The 15,945-nt window shown below is 55.9% G+C and carries 17 protein-coding genes; 5 read left to right on the top strand and 12 right to left on the bottom strand.

All coding sequences use genetic code 11. The annotated features are described in order from the left end of the window. Positions 1-176: 176 nt before the first annotated feature. The 5 genes from ACR0AZ_RS14220 (at position 177) to ACR0AZ_RS14200 (ending at position 3,568) form a co-directional block, all read left to right on the top strand. Complete coding sequence (locus ACR0AZ_RS14220) at positions 177-845, top strand: GntR family transcriptional regulator (protein WP_480667710.1); 669 nt, start codon at positions 177-179, stop codon at positions 843-845. A 92-nt stretch (positions 846-937) separates the two neighbouring features. Next, positions 938-1,135, top strand: a complete 198-nt coding sequence (locus ACR0AZ_RS14215) for an NAD(P)-binding domain-containing protein (protein ID WP_480667709.1) — start codon at positions 938-940, stop codon at positions 1,133-1,135. A 65-nt stretch (positions 1,136-1,200) separates the two neighbouring features. After that, positions 1,201-1,659: a pyrroline-5-carboxylate reductase gene (locus tag ACR0AZ_RS14210; RefSeq protein ID WP_480667708.1), complete on the top strand. Its 459-nt coding sequence runs from the start codon at positions 1,201-1,203 to the stop codon at positions 1,657-1,659. 142 nt (positions 1,660-1,801) lie between these two features. After that, positions 1,802-2,485, top strand: a complete 684-nt coding sequence (locus ACR0AZ_RS14205; protein ID WP_480472079.1) for a GntR family transcriptional regulator — start codon at positions 1,802-1,804, stop codon at positions 2,483-2,485. A gap of 75 nt (positions 2,486-2,560) precedes the next feature. Continuing rightward, positions 2,561-3,568, top strand: coding sequence for a GlxA family transcriptional regulator (locus ACR0AZ_RS14200; RefSeq protein WP_480472080.1), 1,008 nt, complete (start codon positions 2,561-2,563; stop codon positions 3,566-3,568). Positions 3,569-3,775: 207 nt separating this feature from the next. Here ACR0AZ_RS14200 and ACR0AZ_RS14195 read toward each other — a convergent pair whose 3' ends face one another. The 12 genes from ACR0AZ_RS14195 to ACR0AZ_RS14140 all read right to left on the bottom strand — a co-directional run bounded on the left by ACR0AZ_RS14195 (position 3,776) and on the right by ACR0AZ_RS14140 (position 15,686). Continuing rightward, positions 3,776-4,228: an Lrp/AsnC family transcriptional regulator gene (locus ACR0AZ_RS14195; RefSeq protein WP_480472081.1), complete on the bottom strand. Its 453-nt coding sequence runs from the start codon at positions 4,226-4,228 to the stop codon at positions 3,776-3,778. A gap of 349 nt (positions 4,229-4,577) precedes the next feature. Continuing rightward, positions 4,578-5,594: an alpha/beta fold hydrolase gene (locus ACR0AZ_RS14190; RefSeq protein ID WP_480667707.1), complete on the bottom strand. Its 1,017-nt coding sequence runs from the start codon at positions 5,592-5,594 to the stop codon at positions 4,578-4,580. 62 nt (positions 5,595-5,656) lie between these two features. Further along, complete coding sequence (locus ACR0AZ_RS14185) at positions 5,657-7,096, bottom strand: glutamine synthetase family protein (RefSeq protein ID WP_480472083.1); 1,440 nt, start codon at positions 7,094-7,096, stop codon at positions 5,657-5,659. Between the two features lie 148 nt (positions 7,097-7,244). Continuing rightward, positions 7,245-7,643, bottom strand: coding sequence for a cupin domain-containing protein (locus ACR0AZ_RS14180; protein WP_480472084.1), 399 nt, complete (start codon positions 7,641-7,643; stop codon positions 7,245-7,247). Between the two features lie 3 nt (positions 7,644-7,646). Then, entirely contained in the window at positions 7,647-8,084 is a 438-nt protein-coding gene (gloA, locus tag ACR0AZ_RS14175) for a lactoylglutathione lyase (RefSeq protein ID WP_480472085.1), read from the bottom strand. Between the two features lie 15 nt (positions 8,085-8,099). Continuing rightward, positions 8,100-9,209, bottom strand: coding sequence for an aromatic ring-hydroxylating oxygenase subunit alpha (locus ACR0AZ_RS14170; protein ID WP_480472086.1), 1,110 nt, complete (start codon positions 9,207-9,209; stop codon positions 8,100-8,102). A 322-nt stretch (positions 9,210-9,531) separates the two neighbouring features. Beyond that, positions 9,532-10,152, bottom strand: coding sequence for a nitronate monooxygenase (locus ACR0AZ_RS14165; RefSeq protein ID WP_480472087.1), 621 nt, complete (start codon positions 10,150-10,152; stop codon positions 9,532-9,534). 365 nt (positions 10,153-10,517) lie between these two features. Continuing rightward, positions 10,518-11,846, bottom strand: coding sequence for a type III glutamate--ammonia ligase (gene glnT / locus ACR0AZ_RS14160; RefSeq protein ID WP_480472088.1), 1,329 nt, complete (start codon positions 11,844-11,846; stop codon positions 10,518-10,520). Between the two features lie 84 nt (positions 11,847-11,930). Then, entirely contained in the window at positions 11,931-13,259 is a 1,329-nt protein-coding gene (locus ACR0AZ_RS14155) for an FMN-binding glutamate synthase family protein (RefSeq protein WP_480667713.1), read from the bottom strand. A gap of 20 nt (positions 13,260-13,279) precedes the next feature. Further along, positions 13,280-13,963, bottom strand: coding sequence for a protein GlxC (locus tag ACR0AZ_RS14150; protein WP_480667706.1), 684 nt, complete (start codon positions 13,961-13,963; stop codon positions 13,280-13,282). Position 13,964: 1 nt separating this feature from the next. Continuing rightward, positions 13,965-14,861 carry a class II glutamine amidotransferase gene (locus tag ACR0AZ_RS14145; protein WP_480667705.1) on the bottom strand — a complete coding sequence of 299 codons (897 nt, stop codon included), beginning with the start codon at positions 14,859-14,861 and terminating at the stop codon, positions 13,965-13,967. A 174-nt stretch (positions 14,862-15,035) separates the two neighbouring features. Beyond that, positions 15,036-15,686: a helix-turn-helix domain-containing protein gene (locus ACR0AZ_RS14140; RefSeq protein WP_480667704.1), complete on the bottom strand. Its 651-nt coding sequence runs from the start codon at positions 15,684-15,686 to the stop codon at positions 15,036-15,038. Between the last annotated feature and the right edge of the window lie 259 nt (positions 15,687-15,945).

The following is a 15,945-nucleotide window of genomic DNA, read 5'->3' as shown; positions in this document are numbered from 1 at the left end:
AATGACCCCGAAAATGCAGCTAAAACCGCAACCTGTTCCTACCAACCCATGGCCCGGGATGTGCTCAGAAAGACAGGCATCAAGGACGGCGTTCCAAGCTGTAGATGCTTTTTGAGACGGTCTTGAGAGCCACGAGAAGGTTGAAGAACATGGGAAAGGATGCGCCACAGTGTAAGATGCAGAACAAACTGTCGGTTGCTCAAATTCAGGATCAGATTCTTCAACGCATTTGCGTTGCTCAATATCGCCCGAACGACCAACTGAAGGAGGCGACCTTAGCCAGAGAATTTGGTGTCAGTCGTACACCCGTGCGCGACGCACTGGCACGAATCGCTCATCTCGGGCTGGTCGAAACCCGGAACGGGGTTGGCACGGTCGTTATCGCGTTGTCCGACGAACGCATCCGACATCTCTATGAGGTCCGGCTGGCGCTGGCCTCGGTCGTCGGCGAGCTTTCCCCGGCCACCATTACGCAACAACACTGTGACGAAGCGCGTCTGATCCACCGCAAGGCCATCGCGCTTTGCGAAAACGGCGACGCGCAGAAATTTGTTGCCCTGAACCAGCAGTCGCAGACGCTGATAGGCTCATTGATAGGCAACGCGATACTTCGGGAGCTCTGGAACCAGGCTCATGTTCAAGCATCCAGCGTGTGGCACCGTATGGAGAAAACCGTTGGGCAGGAGGTTTATGACGCCCTCATGATTGAAACCAAGGAGTTGCTCGCTGCGCTGGAGCAAGACGACATAACTGCAATTGGACACATTCAACGCGTCCACATCGGATACGAGTACCGTCTGATCTGCATATACCTGCTCACGCACGAGGTTGAATCGAACGCTTGAAGCAAGCTTTCACAAGAAGTGTTCTGTGGGCCTGATAGACATATCAGACTGACAAGGCATCCCTGCAACGCCAACACAAGGATAGTTATCTGATGAAAATTGGAGTTATCGGCACTGGTACCATCGCAGTAGCAGTCGTCGAAGGAATGGCGGCTGATGGTCATCAGATCACTGTATCCCGCCGCGGTGAAACGCAGTCTGCCGGTTTGGCCCGTAAGTTCTCAAACGTGACGGTCGCAGACAATCAGAACGTGATCGACGCAAGCGACGTCATTTTCTGGGCTTGCTAGCTGAACAGGCTCACCCCGTGCTTGAAGGCCTAAAGTTCCTGCCGGATCAGCAAGTCATTTCACTTATGACCGGCCCTACGCTGGAAGAACTGACGGACATGGTTGCCCCTGCCCGCGCAGTGGCCAACATGATCCCATTTCCGGGGATTGCAGTTGGCGGCTCTCCAATTCTGGTGCTTGGCGATACATCTATTGTGGATGACCTGTTCGGCGCACGAAATTCGGTATTTCAGATGAATAATGTTGCCGAACTGAACGCCTATCTGGCTGCGCAGGCCGTGTTGTCGCCAGCTGTCTTTATGGTTCAAGGCGCAGGTGACTGGCTTGGTCAGCAAGTGCAGGACACCGAACAAGGCGAAGCCTTTCTGCGCACGCTTGTCGGATCAAGCCTGATTTCCGCGCCAAGCTGCCGACAGCTGGTCCAGTCACTGAACACGCCCGGCGGCTACAATCAGCGCCTTCGCATGCATATGGAATCTTCTGGGTTGCTGACAAATCTGAAAGAGGGGTTGTCCGATCTATGAAAGTATACGGGTTGGGTCTTGCTTTATCTGCATGAAGTCAGGGGCTGATCTCTGATTTGCAGCTTAAATCTCAACATCGACTGAAATAAGATGTATACAGCCCACTAAAATCGAACTCAGCTCACGCGGAAGGCTCCGATACTTGATTATTACCGAACGACAGATCGATGCACCTGCCAAGGTCACAGTTGACCAGATTCAGGAGCAAATTCTTGAACGTATCTGCTTTGCGCATTACCGGCCCGGCGATCAGCTGAAAGAAGCCGCGCTCGCTAAGGAGTTCGGCGTCAGCAGAACTCCGGTCCGGGATGCAATTCAGCGTATCGGGCATTTAGGTCTGGTCGAAACACGCAATGGTGTCGGGACAGTTGTCATTGAGCTTTCGGGCAAGCGTATACGCCATCTCTATGAAGTGAGGATGGTGCTGGCCGGTCTGATCGGAGAACTGTCACCAACCTCTATCGAAATCCATCATCAGGAAGAGATCCGGTCGATTCATGAATGCGCCCTGGCGCTGCGGGAACGGCTTGACTCTCAGGAGTTCGTGAAACTTAACCAGCGCCTTCAGGCGTTGATCACATCATTGATCGGCAATTCGACACTGCGCGAGTTCTGGAACCAGGCCTATTTTCAAGCGACCAGTGTTTGGCACCGCATGGAGCAACTGGTAGGGTCTGACGCATATGATGCACTGACCCGGGAAACATCCGATTTATTGATGGCGTTGGAACGTAAAGATATCGCGGCAGTCGGATATATACAGAAAATCCATATCGGATATGCTTTCCAATTGATTGAGCAACATCTGTTGGGCCAACCGAAATGACATCAGGATACAGCTTCACAATCAATCTTTCGATCCGATGGCCGGTCGCAGGAATTGTGATTTTGTGATCGGAAAATGGCGGAGAAAGCACATACCACATCTCTTGGCATCCTGATCTTTCCGGGATTCCCCATGGCTTGCCTGACCTCGTGTATCGAGCCCCTGCGGGCCGCCAACGAGATTTCAGGGCAGAATGTATTCCGCTGGACAGTGGTTGCTGAAAAAAATGCGCCTGTGCAGTCCTCTGCCGGAGTAACATTTTCGCCGCATTGCGCTTTGGCTGACGTGAAAGCCCTGGATCATTTGCTGTTTACCGCAAGCCCCAACAGTGTGTTCGAATACCCCTCCAAAGCGAACGCGGCCCTGCAAAGGCTGCTGAGCGACAAAACGCAGCTTGGCGCGATCAGCGGCGGTGTATTTCCTTTGGCCAGAACCCGGTTGACCGGAGATCAGCCCCTATCTGTCCACTGGTGTTATGAGGCCGCCTTTCAGGCCGAGTTTCCCGAGATTCCGATCACAGACACCGTAATTTGTACGGAAGGTGCCTTCACAACCATCTCTGGTGCATCAGCCGTGTTTGACCATATGCTGACGTTGATCGAAGACCACCTAGGCGACGACATCATGGCCGAAGTTGCGTGCTGGTTTCAGCACCCTTTCATCCGCAGCGCCGCCATGTCACAAAAAGTTCCGGCGCTCTCGACCGCCAAGAGTCAGGATTTGCTTCCGAAACAGGTGGCACGGGCTATTCAGCACTTTGCAGAACATATCGAAAACCCCATCCAGATCAGTGAAGTGGCCGATGCGGTCGGCCTGTCAGCACGCTCACTTGAGCGCGGGTTCAAAAAAGCGACCGGTCAAAGCCCGCTCAGCTATTACCGCAGGATGCGAATGAACCAGGCGCGACAGCTGGTACTGTATACAAACGACCCGATTGCAGAGGTGGCTTATATGGTCGGCTACGCAACCCCCGGCGCGTTCATGCGGCATTATCGGGAAACTTTTGGCGTCACGCCGATCAGCGACCGGCGTGCCAAGAATTCGATGCGGGTCGGCAGCGATGATGTGCTGCCATCAGGCTGACGTCAGGCGATCTATCGGGCCGGCAAGATCATTTTGTCCGCCAAGCTTGGTCGGTTTTTAATCTGGGCAGCATTGATTTGAACAATGAGGAAGAACTCATCCCATCACCCGGCAATCTAAATGTTAATGGGAGCTCAAAACCCTGATGCATTCAAAAGCTCAGCAGAACCGAAATGAAATGCAGAACATAGCTGTGCCGCCCTGATCCTAGGACCGCGGTTCCAAATTACGCTTGAGCAGAAACTGATTCTTGAAATTCTTGAGGCCCAGCATCACCTCGGCATCCACGATATCCTCAACGCCGTGAATGTGCTCTTCCAAAAAGGTCGCAAGATCATCGGGCTCGTCACAGACCAGTTCAACCATCAGATCAAATCGTCCCGTAACCCAGAGAATGTAAACCACGCTGGTCACTTCACCCAGTCGATCCGCGACGGTTTGCGGGGTCGTACCCGGCGCAACCTTCAAGCAGATCATGGCATCCGCCTTATATTCCGAAGCTGTGGGATCGGTGATCGCAACGATCCGAAGCAGGCCAGCCTCTTTCATGGCGTTGACACGATTACGTACTGTGCCCTCGGAAACATCAAGCTTCTGCGCGATCTCTGAAAATGGCATTCGCCCGTCGAGTTCGAGCATCTGAACGATCTCGCTGTTCAATCGCTCTCCGACCGAATGAGTGCCCCGTTGGCGGGACGGCCTGTCCGTTTCTGAGTTTCGCGATAAATTCACGGGGCGTCCTCTTGTTGTATCAGGCCAGCATTGCTTGGATCATAGGGCTGAACCCTCAAAGATTTCAAACCGATTTCCCGTAAACGCGAGGGCTATGCTGTGGATTTCAGGCTTTAACCAGCGCTTCAATCAGCTCCTGATTTTCCTTGCCTGATATGTGCATGATCTCTTTCGGTCCGGAAAATCCCTTCTAAACCCTTCAGGAAACAGCTGGTGTCTTCGCGCGGAAGTACCATTCCATCGATGATATCCTGAATGGCGAAATGCCTCTTGCGAACTATTCCTGCAAAAGCTCTCGAATCCCCGAGTCCAACGAGGCGGTGAAACCTGCATCGTTGCCCGGATTGGCGGCACAGTGACCCCAAGGAGAGTCATAGGGACGGAAGTCTGCATACTGCATGTGCTGCGCTTCGATGGCGTTGTCTTCTGGCGGGAAGTACAGATCCTGCTTGCATGGCATCAGGATTGCACGGGCCTTGATCGCACCAAGGGCCGCTTTGAAATCACCATTGTAAAGCGGGCCTGCTGAGATGTCGCCAGCTTGCCAAGTTGCCAGCTTGGCCAAAAGGTTGTTGGCGTCCCAGCCCTCAGCATGATCGATCTCCCAGTCAATCAGAAGGTCTTCGATCGTGTTGAAGCCAAGCTGCTTATACAGACCTTCGCGATAAAACGTCTGGGAAAATGCCCAACCTGCATAGACCCGCCCAAAGGCTTTTAGCCCCGCCGCGGGTGGTTCATCGTAATCGCCTCCGTTCCAGCTTTGATCAGCGCAGAGCGCAGCTTTGACGCCTTCGAGAAATACAAAATTATGAGGCGACGTTTTGGCTGAGGCGCAAAACGGCAGGATCGCCTTGACCATATCGGGATATTGCGCTGCCCATTGGTACGACTGGCACCCGGCCATGGACCAGCCTGCAACCAGCGCGATCTGCTCGATACCAAGATGGTCGTGGATCAAACGATGCTGTGCCGCGATATTGTCCCACATCTGCACCATTGGAAATCGCGGGCCATCCTGCGGCGCAGGTGTGTTCGAGGGTGAAGATGACCGCCCGTTGCCGAACAGGTTCGGGCTGACAATGAAATGCCGCGCCGGATCCAAGGCTCGGCCCGGGCCGAAGAACCCCTCGTTACGGGAATTGGTGCCGGTATAAAACGTCGGCAGCACGACGACGTTATCCCGCGCGGGCGACAGGGTTCCATAGGTTTGGTAAGCGAGCTTGGCACCCTTCAGTACCTCACCTGACAAAAGTGGGAAGTCGCCGAGTTCGAGCAACTGGAATTCCTGTGCCATGGATACCCCTGCTGTTAATTTGAGAATGGCCCCGAAAACCACCGGGGCCATCCGTGTTTCGGTCAGTAGAGCCTTAGGTATTCCTGCACTTCCCAATCAGTGACAGATTGGTGATACCGCTCCCACTCGTCGTTTTTGTACTCCAGATAGGACTTGCGCATGACCGGACCCATCACGTGTTCGGCCATCTCGTCATGACGCAACGCTTCGATTGCGTTCCACAAGGTGCGCGGCAGGCGGCGAATACCAAGCTCGGTCAGCTCACTGTCAGTCTTGGAATAGAGGTCGAAATCCGTGGGTTTGCCGGGATCGATCTTGTTCTTGATCCCCTGAACCGCACAAGTCAGGTGCATCGCCATAGCCAGATAAACATTCATCGTCATGTCGCAAGCGCGGTTTTCAATGCAGTGGCGGCTTTGCGGCAAGCGGAATTGGGCGGATCGATTGTTGTACCCGAAGGTGATGTTGGTCGGCGCCCATGTGACAGTGCCGCCTTCGAACCCACCCACGCGTGGAACCAAACCGTTATACGAGTTCACAGTCGGGCAGGTAATCGCAGTAATCGCCTCGGCGTGCTGCATCAAGCCTCCGACGGCGTAACGGCTTTCCTCCGACCACTCGCCATCCTCAGTCTTGAAGATGTTTTCGCCGGGGCGGCTTTCATGCTGCATCGACATGTTGATATGTGCGCCTGAGCGCCAGTCACCCACGGTGGGTTTCGGCATGAAGGTTACGAACATACCGTGTTTCTTGGCGACCTCTTTCAACACAATCCGCAAGAACGCCAGCCGGTCGGACATTTCCAGGATGTTGGTATAGTGGAAATCAAGCTCGAACTGAGAATAGGCGCCTTCAGCCACCACGTCATGCAGGTTCCAGCCCAGCCCTTCGATGATGTCGATCATGTCCTTCAGGAACGGCATAGAGTCGACTGAATATTCCACATCATAGCCAAACGCCTGACGACGCGGGCGCAAGCCATCCGCCGGATCGTTGTCGAAGGCTTTCACCGGTTGACCGGCCTCGTCATACTTCATCACGATAAATTCGGGTTCGACTCCGGCATAGCCTACATAGCCATCCTGCGCAGCCTCGTGCATCGCGCGCTTCAGTGCTTGGCGGGGGCAGACATTATAGGGCGCATCTTCCCAGTAGAGGTCCGAAAAGATGATCGCCATCGAGGTGTCCCATGGGCAGATATAGACCGCGTCCAGATCCGGCACCACGACCTGATCACTGTCGGCGGGGCTCAGTTCGGGGACATAGGAAATCGAATGCACCGCGAATTGTGGCCCTTTGCCCAGGCACAGCTCTTCGAAATCGCTCATCGGGACAGGCTTGGTTTTGGGGATGCCATGCAGGTCGATCCAGGCCCCCATCACATATTTGACGCCTGCCTCCTCTAACTGCTTTTTGACGGCGGGGATTTTGGGACGGTTGCGTTCAACCGCGTCCTGAAAGCTTTCGTAGTAGATCTTGCTGTTTGCATTGTCTTTGGGCACTTGGCTTCCTCCTGTTGGGGGGCCGTCAGGTTTCGGAACTCAGAACCTGACGGTCTGGAATTGGGCGGTGTTCTCGCCATGGGGAAAGCGGGTGTCCCGGACGTTGAGAGAGGAACAAGAACACCCGCCTTCAGGCAGCGTCGGACGTTCAGCCCGCCACGAAGTCGTCGGGATCGATGCCCGGAACTTTGGTGATCCCAGCCAGTTGTTTCCAGTTATGCGGATAGGCAGCGTAGAAGATCACACACTTCTCATCTGCTTCGTATGAGATGTGGTTGTCCTTGGGTACGAACAGAACGTCGCCGCGGTTGCAGATATATTCTTCGCCATCGCAGACCAGCCGGAAGGTGCCTTCCAGGCAATAGATGATCTCGTCACAGGTCAGGTCCCATGGCACCTTGATGTTGTTGAGCACATTGATGCCGCCGCACATGGTCTTGCTGAATTCGCTGGTCACCATCGGCTTGATATACGTGTCGCTGTCGCCCATCGCGTTGTAGCGATCCTCGACCAGATCGAATTTGAATAGCTGTGGTTTATCGCCCATGGATCAGGACCCTTCCTTGGCCAGATGTTTCAGAATGGATTCGTTCAGTTCAACCTTGTAGCCGTCCGGGTCTTCGCAGAACGCGATGACGCGAGTGCCGTTCTTCATCGGCCCCGGCGGGCGTGTGATATTCACCCCGGCAGCTGCCAGATCCTCACACGCCTTGTAGACATCCGGGGTTTCGATGCAGATATGGCCCCAGCTATTGCCGTGGTCATACGACTCTTCCTGATCCCAGTTTGCGGTCAGTTCCAGCGTCGGGAATTCCGCCTCGGGGCCATAGCCGATGAACGTGTTCGTGAATTTGCCTTCGTGGTAATCAGTGCGGCGCAGGACCTGCATCCCCAAGATCCCGCAATAGAACTCCAGCGATTTTTCCATATCCATCACCCGCATCATCGTATGAGCAAGGCGGAACCCGCTGCTGATATTATCGGTCACGGTTTTCTCCTCAATTCAGTGGTTTTCGGTGGCGGTCACATCCCGCGCCACCATTTCCTGGAACGCGCGCACGCTGTCCTCCCATGCCGGAGACAGCACGCCGCCTTCATCCGAGATGGATGAGGCCCGTCCCAGCTGCAGCCGTTCGGTCATCTCATGATCTTCTTTGTGCACATCCCACCACAGCTGCTTCAGGCCTTCGATCTCGTCCTGTGTCAGCGCCTGCCCTTCTGTGGTGTAAAGCGCCCGCTTCTGCATCATTGTGCCGGGGCCGGTGGGGATATTCAGATAGACCCCCATCTGGTCCGGAAAATACCGGCCCAGAATGAAGTTCGGATAGAGCGTCAGATAGCGCGAGCTGACACCCAGGCTGCCCGATGTCCCGATCTCTTCCTCCAGATCAACCGCACTGCCCATGCAGTTGCCGTCGACGATCGTATAGTGGTCTTCCAATGGCTGATCCGTGGTCGAGGAATGCACGAACTGGACATGGTAAGGCTCGATGAAATTCTCCATGATGAACTTCCAGTTACAGGCAATCTCGCCGAAATCGAGCGTTCCGATGCATTCCAACTTGTCCCAGTCCATCCCCTCCAAACGGCCCTGAATGGTGGCGGAATACTCGTCAAAATCTGGCGCGTTACCGTCGAGATTGACGAAGATCCAATCTTTCCAGACATGGCTGCGCACGGGGACCAGGCTGTTTCGTTTCTTGTCGAACCCTTCGGCCTGATGATCGTTTGCACCACCGAAATGAGGCGCAGCACGCAGCTGTCCGTCCAGATCATAGGCCCAGGCATGATAAGGGCAGCGGATGAGCTTACCCACATTTTTGGGCGCATCGACCAGGGTCAGACAACGGTGACGGCAAATGTTGTGAAAAGCCCGTATCTCGCCTGCAGTGTTACGGATGAGCAGCAAGGGATGTTCAGCCACCGTGACCGGGACAGCATCCCCTGCAGCACGCAGCTCATGTGCGAACCCGACACAAACCCAGTTGCGTGTAAAGACCGAGGTACATTCGGCCCGCCAGAATTCTGCATCCTTATAGGCCGCAGCGGGCAGGCCACGTTTTGGAGTGGTTTCTTCGAAGAAAGACTCAAGCAACGAATTGATTGGCTTCATCGTTCAAGTTCCTGACATAGGGTTTCGAAATCGACACCACGGCTCTGCGGCCGAGCGTTTTCGTAGTGTCTGCCAGCAATGAACTGCGAAAAACGCACCTTGTCTATTATTTTTTACGAATGCGTCACGTAAATTTGCATGATTCGCAAAAAATACCCTGAATCCGCTCGACAATTATGACGTTTTCGCAATTTCGCTGAGCAAAACTCAATACAATCGCCAGAATTTTTCGGCCGACCTCTTCGAATCAAGCAGCACATGTTCAACAGGGCTTCGAATACCGAACTCAAGCGGGCTTTGCGCTGCGCGATCCCGGCAAGCCCTACGGGATCACCTTGCGCTGCGCGTGCACCATCAACCGCTCGGCCTTTTGCGTTATTGTATTCAGGATATCCCCTACCGGCGGCATGTCTCTGATCAGACCTATCCCTTCGCCAACAGGTATCGTCGCATGTAAGTTACGCAAAGTGGGTGCGACCACAGGCTCAGGCTGGTTTTCGTCTGAGTTCAAGGCCTGAACCCTATCATCTCCGGTCGCATGCAGGACGACCTTGGCTAAGTCTGAATGAACTTGCCCTTCTTCACTGGCCCAAAGTCGAGCGCCCATGACAACACCATCCGCGCCCATTACCAAAGCGGCTGCCAGCCCGCGGGAATCGGCAATGGCTCCGGCAGCCAACAGCAGGGTGTCATGCGCCTCGCGATACAGGAAATCCGCGACTTCGGGCAACAAGGCAAACGTCGTACGTGCTCCTGATTTCTCCGATGATACGCTACTTTGCGCCACCACTACGTCAGCACCCGCCTCAACGGCCAACGCGGCGCCTTGCAAATCTAGGACCTGACAAATCAACGGGACATTGGCTTGTGCAATCCGGGGTGCAAACGGACGTGGGTCGCTATGAGAAAGGAAAACTGCGCGAGGACGCCGTGCCAGAACCATGTCCAACAGCTCGGGCGATTTTGCCAGATGCGAGGTCGTGAACCCGCAGCCCACCGGCTCATTTCCTGCGGCTTGAAACTGGCGTTCGATCCAGTCCGCATCGCGTTCCCCAGCACCGATCAGCCCCAAGCCACCCGCCCGTGCGACTGCCGCAGCCAATGACCCGTCGGCAAGTCCCGGCGTCGGCGCCAGAACAACGGGACAGGTCAGCCCGAAAAGACGGGTCAATCGGGTATCGATCATGCGCCACCTCACAAAAGATGATCGATTGAAACAGGAACGCCGGAGTGTAGGCGAACACTCCGGCGACATGGATGGTCTGATTGCGGCGTAAATCTGCGTGAATTTGCGCCGCCCAAACAGGATCAGATATCGAGCGTGTGTTCTTTTTCCCATCTTGAGAAGTGAGAGACGAAGGAGTTCCATTCCTGATGTTTCATCTTCAGATATGCTGCCGAGAACTCCTGGCCCATGGCCGCCTTCAACTCTGTATCCTTGTCGTAATCACGCAGCGCATCCAGCATGTTAAGAGGCAGCTTTGGCGCATCGGTGACCGTATGGCCCTCGGCATACATGTCGATGTCATAGCGACGGCCCGGATCAGCCTTCGAGCGGATGCCGGAGAGGCCGGCGGCGATGATCACCGCCTGCAACAGGTAGGGGTTGGTGGCACCATCGGGCAGGCGCAGTTCGAACCGACCGGGGCCAGGGACACGCACCATGTGGGTGCGATTGTTACCGGTCCAGGTCACGGTGTTGGGGGCCCAGGTCGCCCCCGACATGGTCCGCGGCGCGTTGATACGTTTATAGGAGTTCACCGTGGGGTTGGTGATCGCCGCCAGCGCGCTGGCATGTTTCATGATACCGCCGAGGAAATACTTGCCCTGCTCACCCAGACCGACCTCGCCGGTGGGGCCTTCGCCTTCGCCGGCGAACACGTTGGTTTTGGCATCCGCGCCCGGCGCATCCCAGACCGAGATATGGGCGTGGCAGCCGTTGCCGGTCAGCCCCTCCACGGGTTTGGGCATGAAGGTGGCGCGCAAGCCGTGCTTTTCAGCCACCGATTTGGTCATGAACTTGAAGAACGAATGCTTGTCAGCAGTCTTCAGAACATCGTCAAACTCCCAGTTCATTTCGAACTGTCCGTTGGCGTCTTCGTGGTCGTTCTGATACGGGCCCCAGCCCAGTTCCAGCATGTAGTCGCAAATCTCGCGCACCACATCATAGCGGCGCATGACGGCCTGTTGATCGTAACAAGGCTTCTCCGCCGTATCGAACGGGTCACTGATTTGCTCGCCATCCGGGGTCAGCAGGAAGAATTCCGCTTCGATACCCGTTTTGACATGCATGCCTTCTGCAGCGGCCTCGTCAATCAAGCGGCGCAGCACGTTGCGCGGGGCCTGCGCCACGTCCTTGCCCTCCATCACACAGTTTCCGGCCACCCAGGCAACCTCGGGCTTCCAGGGCAACTGAATGACCGAGGACGGATCGGGCACCGCCAACATATCCGGATGCGCCGGGGTCATGTCGAGATACGTGGCGAAGCCAGCAAAGCCCGCACCGTCCTCCTGCATGTCGGCGATGGCCTGTGCGGGCACCAGCTTGGCCCGCTGTCCACCAAACAGATCGGTGAACGAAATCATGAAGTATTTGACGCCTTTTTCTTTGGCGAAAGCAGCCAGATCTATCGTCATGGTCGGCTTCCCTTTCCCTGTTGATATGTCTCAATAGAAGAAAGGCGCCGCCCTTTCGGGCCGCGCCTTGGTCTCATGTGTCGATCAGAACCCTGCCTTGCCCGGGTACCAGTCGGTACCCGCCAGCGGCACACGCGCCATGGCGGCGGCCTCCATGGTCAGGGCACACAGGTCCTCGGGTTCCAGATTGTGCAGGTGATTGTGGCCGCAAGCACGCGCGATGGTCTGCGCCTCAAGCGTTATCACCTTCAGGTAGTTGCGCAGGCGACGCCCAGCCTCGATAGGGTCAAGACGCGCGGCCAGTTCCGGGTCCTGCGTGGTGATGCCCGCCGGGTCCTGCCCTTCGTGCCAGTCATCATACGCGCCGGTGGTGGTGCCGAGTTTCTGGTACTCGCTCTCCCATTTCGGGTCGTTGTCACCCAAAGCGATCAGGGCCGCAGTACCAATAGCCACCGCATCCGCACCCAGAGCCATGGCTTTGGCCACATCGGCACCGGTGCGGATACCGCCCGAGATCACAAGCTGCACTTCACGATGCACGCCCAAGTCCTGCAGGGCCTGAACCGCGGGGCGGATACAGGCCAGCGTGGGAATGCCAACATGTTCGATGAACACATCCTGCGTTGCGGCTGTACCGCCCTGCATCCCGTCCATCACCACCACGTCAGCCCCGGCTTTCACGGCCAGCGCTGTATCGTAATAGGGCCGGGTCGCACCGACTTTCACGTAGATCGGCACCTGCCAGTCGGTGATCTCACGCAGTTCGAGGATCTTGATTTCCAGGTCATCCGGCCCGGTCCAATCCGGGTGGCGACAGGCCGAACGCTGATCGATACCCTTGGGCAACGTGCGCATCTCAGCCACGCGGTCACTGATCTTCTGACCCAGCAGCATACCGCCGCCGCCGGGCTTCGCACCCTGACCGACAACAACCTCAATCGCATCCGCCTTGCGCAGATCGTTCGGGTTCATGCCATAGCGCGACGGCAGGTACTGATAGACCAGCTTGGACGAATGGCCGCGTTCTTCGGGCGTCATACCGCCGTCGCCGGTGGTGGTCGACGTTCCAGCCATCGACGCGCCACGACCCAGAGCTTCCTTCGCCGGACCCGACAGAGCGCCAAAGCTCATGCCCGCAATGGTGACGGGAATGTCCAGTTCGATGGGCTTCTTGGCAAAGCGTGTGCCCAGCGTCACCGAGGTATCGCACCGCTCGCGATACCCTTCCAGTGGATAGCGCGAAACCGAGGCCCCGAGAAACAGCAAGTCGTCAAAATGGGGCACCTTGCGTTTGGCTCCGCCACCGCGAATGTCATAAATGCCGGTCGCCGCGGCCCGCCGGATTTCAGCGTTGATCGGGTTGGTAAACGTCGCCGACTGAATCGGCATGGTGCGGGGGATGGTCTGATCCATATCTTTCATACCCTTCGTCCTCAGTAAGCGGCTGCGTTGTCGACGTCGAAATTATAGAGCTGACGGGCCGAGCCATAGCGCTTGAATTCCTCCGGCTTCGCATCCGTTCCGGCGCGTTCCAGAAGGTCGGCCAGCAGTTCCAGATGTTCGGACCGCATCTCTTTCTCGATGCAATCCGCGCCCAGACTTTTGACCGAGCCGCGCACGAACAGCCGCGCCTCATACAGCGAGTCACCAAGCGCATCGCCCGCATCGCCACAAACAACCAGATTGCCTGCCTGTGCCATGAACGCCGACATGTGGCCGATATTGCCATAGACGACGATATCGATCCCTTTCATGGAAATCCCACAGCGCGAGCTGGCATTGCCCTTGATCACCAGCAAACCGCCATGCCCGGTCGCCCCGGCATATTGACTGGCATCGCCTTCGACGATCACGGTGCCCGACATCATGTTTTCAGCAACACCCGGACCCACCGAACCTTCGACCTTGATGGTCGCCTGTTGGTTCATGCCTGCGCAATAATACCCGGTCGAGCCTTTGACGGTGACCTCAATCGGCGCGTCCAGACCCACCGCGATGGCGTGACTGCCCTTGGGGTTCTGGACTTCCCAGCTGGTTTGATTGGTCTCTTTACTTTGCGCCTGAAGGGTCGAGTTCAAACCACGCAGGCCGCTTTCTGCAACATCGTAAGTCTGCATCTTAGTGGCTCCAGAAATAGACGGTCGAAGGTTCAGGTTCCCAGACGCGGGCGTCTTCGATACCGGGCAGGTTAACCAGCGCGCGGTACTCACTGCCAAAGGCGACATATTGGTCAGTCTCGGCCATAACGGCCGGTTTACAGGCGATCGGGTCACGGACCACGCCGAACCCGTCTTTTGTGCCGACGACGAAAGTGAAGAACCCGTCCAGATCTTCCAGGCTGCTTTCCAACGCCTCACCCAGAGTTGCGCCGTTCTGCATCTTCCAGGTCAGGTAAGCTGCACCAACCTCGGTATCATTCATCGATTCAACGCGAACGCCTTCGCGCTTAAGCTTGCGGCGCAGCGCATTGTGGTTCGACAGCGACCCATTGTGCACGAGGCATTGATCCGAGCCGGTGTTGAACGGGTGTGCCCCCTCGGTGGTCACGGCAGATTCAGTTGCCATCCGCGTATGGCCGATGCCATGGCTACCGCTCATGGTCGAGACGTTGAACCGCTCCGCCACGTCCTTGGGCAGGCCGACCTCTTTGTAGATTTCAATCGTCGCGCCGTCCGACATTACGCGCAGTCCGGGGCGCAGCTCACGCACGGCCTGACGCGCCTGCTCGACCTTTGTGCTGTCCAATTCCAGAACGGCATGAGTGTCATTCGACCGCAAGGAAACTTTTGTTCCAATCGCGGCCTCAAGATCTGCCGCAAGGGTCCGAAAATCCTCGTCGGGTGAATCCGACTGCACCGTTAGTTTCGCAGCGCCGTTCGCCTCGGCGCCATAAATTGCAATACCTGCGCTGTCCGGGCCCCGGTCGGTCATCGTGACCAGCATGTCCGTCAGCATCGAACCCAATTGGGGCGCAAGTGACTGGTCTTTAAGGAATAGTCCGACAATTCCGCACATTAGCTTTTGCCCTCTGAAGTTTTGTCGAATCTGACATTATCAGCCCAACCTCAAGAAAACAACAAGAAGAAATAAATTTTCATGTGGGGAAAATGCGTAAGTAAGCTGGCTTGCATGCATCAAACACCCGAGGCGACTGCCACCCCGGTTCAAAAGAAAACAAGACGTTAAGGATCAACTGGTCTGAGGATATGAGATGATCGACAGATACTTGGCGGGCAACTTCACCAAAATCTCGGGCCCGTGAGGCGCGTCGGCATCAAAGAAAAGAGTATCCCCCGGCTTCAATGCATAGATGCTGTCGCCATGGCGATAATCGACCTCACCTTCCAGCATATACAGCATTTCGATCCCGTCATGCTGGAACGTAGGAAACTTGTCCGACTCCTCGGTCAGCGAAATCAGATAGGGCTCAACCACGACTCCGCTGGCATTGGCCCCCAAATGACCCAAAAGGTTGTACTGATGTCCAGCTCGGGTGCCCGCCCTCTCGGTCTCGACGCCCTCGCCCGCTTTCGTATGCACCGCGTTGCGAGTTTCCTCATAGCGGCGAAAGAACGACGTGATTGGTGTGCTTAACGCATTCGCAAGGGACTGCAGCGTTGTCAACGAAGGCGAAGTTGCGCCGTTTTCGATTTTGGACAACATACTGATCGACAAACCGGTCAGCGCCGACAATTCGGCAATTGTCGTAGCCTGCTGCAATCGCAAAGCCTTGATTTCGCGCCCGATCGCAGTTTCCAGATTCTTTTCGCTACTGTCCCGAACCTTATGTGGGTCCTGCGAAAAGATCACTTTTTCATCGGTCGTTTCGGCCTGCGCCATTCCGGTCCTCTTGATCTCTTTGGTTGTCCAATCCAACCATGACACATGACCACCTGATTTGGGTAGTCGGTCTTGGTGGACAAGTTTTTTTCATCTCAGTGCATTGGTTCCGGATTTCGGTAACGGGATCGTCCCAATCAGGAGCTTTTGCGCACAACGATTGATCCGTCGCAGCGGTGTTTCGGATTTTCTGTGTATGCTTCCTGATTGTTCTGACAGCTGCGACAACCGGCGCCAAGACTACTGACATCCAGCCAAG

The organism is Ruegeria sp. BE3 (assembly GCF_056538865.1).
Note: the sequence above shows the minus strand (reverse complement) of the source record. Positions and strands in the feature narration are given on the sequence as shown.

Coding starts and splice junctions, on each gene's coding strand:
- ACR0AZ_RS14180 (WP_480472084.1), bottom strand. CDS start 7,643: ATGGGCGATAAACCACAGCTATTCAAATTCGATCTGGTCGAGGATCGC.
- ACR0AZ_RS14200 (WP_480472080.1), top strand. CDS start 2,561: ATGGCGGAGAAAGCACATACCACATCTCTTGGCATCCTGATCTTTCCG.
- ACR0AZ_RS14190 (WP_480667707.1), bottom strand. CDS start 5,594: ATGGCACAGGAATTCCAGTTGCTCGAACTCGGCGACTTCCCACTTTTG.
- ACR0AZ_RS14215 (WP_480667709.1), top strand. CDS start 938: ATGAAAATTGGAGTTATCGGCACTGGTACCATCGCAGTAGCAGTCGTC.
- ACR0AZ_RS14150 (WP_480667706.1), bottom strand. CDS start 13,963: ATGCAGACTTACGATGTTGCAGAAAGCGGCCTGCGTGGTTTGAACTCG.
- ACR0AZ_RS14145 (WP_480667705.1), bottom strand. CDS start 14,861: ATGTGCGGAATTGTCGGACTATTCCTTAAAGACCAGTCACTTGCGCCC.
- ACR0AZ_RS14140 (WP_480667704.1), bottom strand. CDS start 15,686: ATGGCGCAGGCCGAAACGACCGATGAAAAAGTGATCTTTTCGCAGGAC.
- ACR0AZ_RS14220 (WP_480667710.1), top strand. CDS start 177: ATGCAGAACAAACTGTCGGTTGCTCAAATTCAGGATCAGATTCTTCAA.
- ACR0AZ_RS14210 (WP_480667708.1), top strand. CDS start 1,201: ATGACCGGCCCTACGCTGGAAGAACTGACGGACATGGTTGCCCCTGCC.
- ACR0AZ_RS14155 (WP_480667713.1), bottom strand. CDS start 13,259: ATGGATCAGACCATCCCCCGCACCATGCCGATTCAGTCGGCGACGTTT.
- glnT (WP_480472088.1), bottom strand. CDS start 11,846: ATGACGATAGATCTGGCTGCTTTCGCCAAAGAAAAAGGCGTCAAATAC.
- ACR0AZ_RS14170 (WP_480472086.1), bottom strand. CDS start 9,209: ATGAAGCCAATCAATTCGTTGCTTGAGTCTTTCTTCGAAGAAACCACT.
- ACR0AZ_RS14165 (WP_480472087.1), bottom strand. CDS start 10,152: ATGGTTCTGGCACGGCGTCCTCGCGCAGTTTTCCTTTCTCATAGCGAC.